This window comes from Rhodococcus sp. (in: high G+C Gram-positive bacteria) (genome assembly GCF_049299235.1).
GTDB lineage: Bacteria > Actinomycetota > Actinomycetes > Mycobacteriales > Mycobacteriaceae > Rhodococcus.
In genome coordinates this window covers 1-4,253 of sequence record NZ_JBAQXC010000331.1, presented here as the reverse complement: position 1 = coordinate 4,253, position 4,253 = coordinate 1, and the positions used below count along the sequence as shown (strand labels likewise).

Below are 4,253 nucleotides of genomic sequence, written 5' to 3'. Positions count from 1 at the left end.
CCGGCAGGCCGACCGTCGTCCCGGCCGAGCAGGACGTGCGGGCTCTCGCCGACGCGATCGACGAGGCGGCGACGGTCGCGATCTTCGCCGGGGCGGGAGTGCGCGACGCCCGCGACGAGGTCCTCGCCCTCGCCGACACCGTCGGGGCACCCATCGGGCACAGCCTGCGCGGCAAGGAATGGATCCAGTACGACAACCCGTTCGACGTCGGGATGACCGGGTTGCTCGGATACGGTGCGGCCCACGACGGCATGCACGGAGCCGATCTGCTGCTGCTCATCGGTACGGACTTCCCCTACGACCAGTTCCTGCCCGACGTGCGCACCGCCCAGATCGACGTCGATGCGTCCCGCCTCGGTCGCCGCACGGACCTGGATCTGGCCGTCCACGGCGACACGGCCGCTACCCTGCGGGCGTTGCAACCGCTGATCCGCCGCAAGACCGATCGCACGTTCCTCGACCGCACTCTCGACAAGCACCGCGGATTGATGGAGAAGGTTGTCGGCGCGTACACGACACCGGTCAAGCAGCGGACACCGATCCACCCCGAGTACGTCGCCTCGATCCTCGACGACATCGCGGCCGACGACGCCGTCTTCACCGCCGACACCGGAATGTGCAACGTGTGGTCGGCGCGATATCTGAATCCGAACGGCCGGCGCCGCTTCCTGTCGTCGGCGCTGCACGGCTCGATGGCCAACGCGCTGCCGCACGCGGTCGGCGCGCAGCTCGCCGAACCCGACCGCCAGGTCGTGTCGGTCAGCGGCGACGGAGGTCTGTCGATGCTGCTCGGCGAACTCATCACCGTCGCGATGCACCGGCTCCCGATCAAGATCGTGCTGTTCGACAACGCGACGCTCGGCATGGTCAAACTCGAAATGCTCGTCGACGGTCTCGCCGACTTCGGGGTGGACGTGCCCGCCGTCGACTATGCGCGACTGGCCGACACACTCGGGTTCTTCGCCCGGCGCGTCGACGATCCCGCGGACGTCGAGCAGGCGCTGCGCGACGCGTTCGCCCATCCCGGACCCGCCCTGGTCGATGTGGTGACCGACCCGCTGGCGTTGTCCCTGCCGCCCGCCATCACCGGCGAACAGGTCAAGGGCTTCGCGCTGGCGATGTCGAAGGTCGTCATGAACGGTGGTGTCGGGGAGGCGGTGCAGATGGCGAAGTCGAATCTGCGGAACATGCCGCGTCCGTCGCAGTTCGGCTCGTGAACCGGTATTGCTTTGGATGATCGGTGAGCAGGGTGGCAGCATTGACCGGGTGACCACCTACCCGCACACCGCAGAACCGACGCAAGCGCCCGTTGTGAACGTGGCCGACATCGAGGCGGCGGCGGAGCGAATTTCCCCTGCGGTGGTACCGACCCCCCTCGAGCACTGCCCGCGACTGTCGGCCCTGACCGGTGCGAACGTCTACCTCAAGCGTGAGGACCTGACCCGGGTGCGGTCCTTCAAGCTGCGGGGCGCCTACAACCTGATGGCCCAACTCAGCGACGCAGAGCGGGCTGCGGGTGTGGTGACGGCGAGCGCCGGCAATCATGCGCAGGGCGTGGCGTACGCGTGCCGGTCGATGGGAATCAGCGGACGCATCTATGTGCCGTCGCGCACTCCCAAGCAGAAATGCGACCGGATTCGTGTCCACGGCGGTGAGTTCGTCGAGCTCATCCCCATCGGCGACACCTTCGATGTGGCTGCAGCGGCGGCCCGCGCGGATGCCGAGCGCACCGGCGCGACGATGGTTGCGCCGTTCGACGATGCGCGCACCGTGGCGGGGCAGGGCACGATCGCCCGCGAAATCCTCGTGCAGTTGCCGACATCGCCCGACCTGGTGGTCGTCCCGGTCGGTGGTGGCGGTCTGTTGGCGGGTATCGGAGCCTACCTGCACCAGATGTCGCCGAAGACCTCGATCGTCGGGGTCGAACCGGCCGGTGCCGCATCCATGACAGCTGCGCTCGTCGCGGGTGGCCCGGTGACACTGCCCGAGGTCGAGCCGTTCGTCGACGGCGCCGCGGTCCAGCGGATCGGGAATGTCCCGTACGCGGTGGTGTCGCACTTGGGTGCGGAGGTTGTTTCGCACGCGAATCTCCCGCTGATGTCGACGATCCGGCAGGACGCGCTCGGCACCGTGCCGTTCGGAATGAGTCAGGTCGACGAGGGTGCGATCTGCACGGCGATGCTCGAGCTGTACCAGAACGAAGGCATCATCGCCGAGCCCGCCGGTGCACTGTCGGTGGCGGCGCTCGAGCACCTCGCGCCCCCGCCGGGCGCGACCGTGGTGTGCCTGATCTCCGGTGGCAACAACGATGTTTCACGGTACGGCGAGGTCATCGAGCGGTCGCTGGTGCACCGCGGGCTCAAGCACTATTTCCTCGTCGACTTTCCGCAGGAGCCCGGCGCGTTGCGGCGATTCCTCGACGAGGTGCTCGGCCCGGACGACGACATCACCTTGTTCGAGTACGTCAAACGCAACAATCGGGAGACGGGTGCCGCGCTGGTCGGTGTCGAACTCGGCGCGGCGGACGGTCTGGCGCCCTTGCTCGCACGGATGGATGCGTCCAGGCTTCAGGTGCAGCGGCTCGAGCCGGGATCGCCCGCGTACCGCTACCTGACCTGACCCGCTCGGTGCGGTTCGTCGCGGCGCAGCAGTCGGTCGATGATCGCGCGGTGCAGTTCGGGGTCGGGGCGCGGTAGTCCGAGTAGCGCGCCGAGGTAGATGCCGTCGCCGACGAGCCGCACGATCTCCGCGGCGACGGGATCGTCGAACTCGGCACGGAGTCCGTCGTCCCACGAGCGCATCACGTCGACGACGGCCCGCTGCACCTCGTCGTGCTGCCCGTCGGCGCTGCGCATGGCCGCGACCATCGAGCGGAACAGGGAGATCTCCGCGGCGTCGCCGAGGTCGTCCGGGTAGGCCAGGTACCACTCGGCGACCCGGGTGCCGCCGGCGACGGCCTCGGCGAGTTGGTCGTCGCTGCGTGAGCCGAGCCGTCGGACCATCGCGGCGAGCAGTGCTTCCTTGGTTGGGAAGTGGTAGAGCAGGCCACCTTTCGATACGCCGGCAGCTGCCGCCACGGATTCCAGGGTCACCTGGGCGACACCGACGTCGAGCAGTGTGCGTTCGAGTGCGTCGAGGATCCGGTCGCGGGTGTCGGAAGCCATGGGTGTGATCCTAGCCAAACGACTGTACCGGCCGGACGGTCCGCTGCTAGCCTGGTTCGACTGTACCGGCTGGACGGTTCAGAAGTTGTTCTCTCGGAGGACACGTACTCGTAGGACGAGGTCATGCACGAACACCCCGGCACCACGCTTACCGATTCGCCGTCGCGGGCCGACGCCCGCACCTGGCTGGGCCTCGCCGTGCTCGCCTGCGCGGTCCTGCTCATCGCGATCGACGCGACCGTGCTCGATCTCGCCCTGCCGTTCATCAGCGCAGATCTCGCACCCACCGGCGTCCAGTTGCTGTGGATCATCGACGTGTACTCGTTTGCCGTCGCGGGTCTGCTCGTGACCATGGGCGTGCTCGGCGACCGGATCGGGCGCCGCCGCCTGTTGATCATCGGTGCCGTCGGGTTCGCCGCCGCCTCGGCGCTCGCCGCCTGGGCGGTCAGCCCGGAGATGCTCATCGCGGCCCGGGTCCTGCAGGGCGTCGCCGGGGCAACCCTGATGCCCGCGACACTCGGTCTGATCCGGCACATGTTCGCCGACGCCCGTGAACGCACCCTCGCCATCGGCGTGTGGAGCGCGATGGCCGCCGGTGGGGCTGCGGCCGGACCGCTCGTCGGTGGTTGGTTGCTCGAACACTTCTGGTGGGGCTCGGTGTTTCTCGTCAATCTGCCGATCATGGCGATCCTCGTGCTGGCCGCACCGCGGCTGATCCCCGAATCCCGTGACCCGGCGCCCGGCCGCTTCGATCTCGTCGGTGCGGTTGCGTCGCTGGCCGCGGTGTTGCCGATCGTCTACGCCGTGAAGGAATCCGCGCTGCACGGTCTGCAACCGCAGAACCTGCTCGTCGGCGGTGTCGGTGTGCTCGCGGCCCTGTTCTTCGTTCACCGTCAGCGCACCACGGCCTCGCCGCTGCTGGACCTGTCACTGTTCGCCGACCGTGCCTTCTCCACCGCCGTGGTCGCCAACATGCTGTCGGTGTTCGCGCTGGCCGGAGTGCTGTTCTTCGGATCGCAATACTTGCAGTTGGTGCTCGGAGTGAGCCCGCTGACTGCCGGGCTTCTCATGCTTCCCGGCACCGCGGCC

The 4,253-nt window shown here is 68.4% G+C and carries 4 protein-coding genes; 3 read left to right on the top strand and 1 reads right to left on the bottom strand.

Going from position 1 to position 4,253, the window contains the following annotated elements:
* Nucleotides 1–1,217: thiamine pyrophosphate-dependent enzyme (locus WAX14_RS20775; RefSeq protein WP_422629938.1), on the top strand; the 1,217-nt coding region annotated here is incomplete at its 5' end.
* The gene (gene ilvA, locus WAX14_RS20770) at nucleotides 1,177–2,619 is read left to right on the top strand and encodes a threonine ammonia-lyase IlvA (protein ID WP_422629939.1); all 1,443 of its coding nucleotides are present in this window, start codon (nucleotides 1,177–1,179) and stop codon (nucleotides 2,617–2,619) included. The genes WAX14_RS20775 and ilvA, both read left to right, overlap by 41 nt.
* Here ilvA and WAX14_RS20765 read toward each other — a convergent pair.
* Nucleotides 2,607–3,164 (bottom strand): TetR/AcrR family transcriptional regulator, encoded by a 558-nt coding sequence (locus WAX14_RS20765; protein WP_422629937.1) that lies wholly within the window; start codon nucleotides 3,162–3,164, stop codon nucleotides 2,607–2,609. The genes ilvA and WAX14_RS20765 overlap by 13 nt on opposite strands.
* 123 nt (nucleotides 3,165–3,287) lie before the next feature.
* Between WAX14_RS20765 and WAX14_RS20760 the strand changes: the two genes are divergently transcribed.
* A partial coding sequence (locus tag WAX14_RS20760; RefSeq protein WP_422629936.1) for an MFS transporter occupies nucleotides 3,288–4,253 on the top strand: 966 nt, incomplete at its 3' end.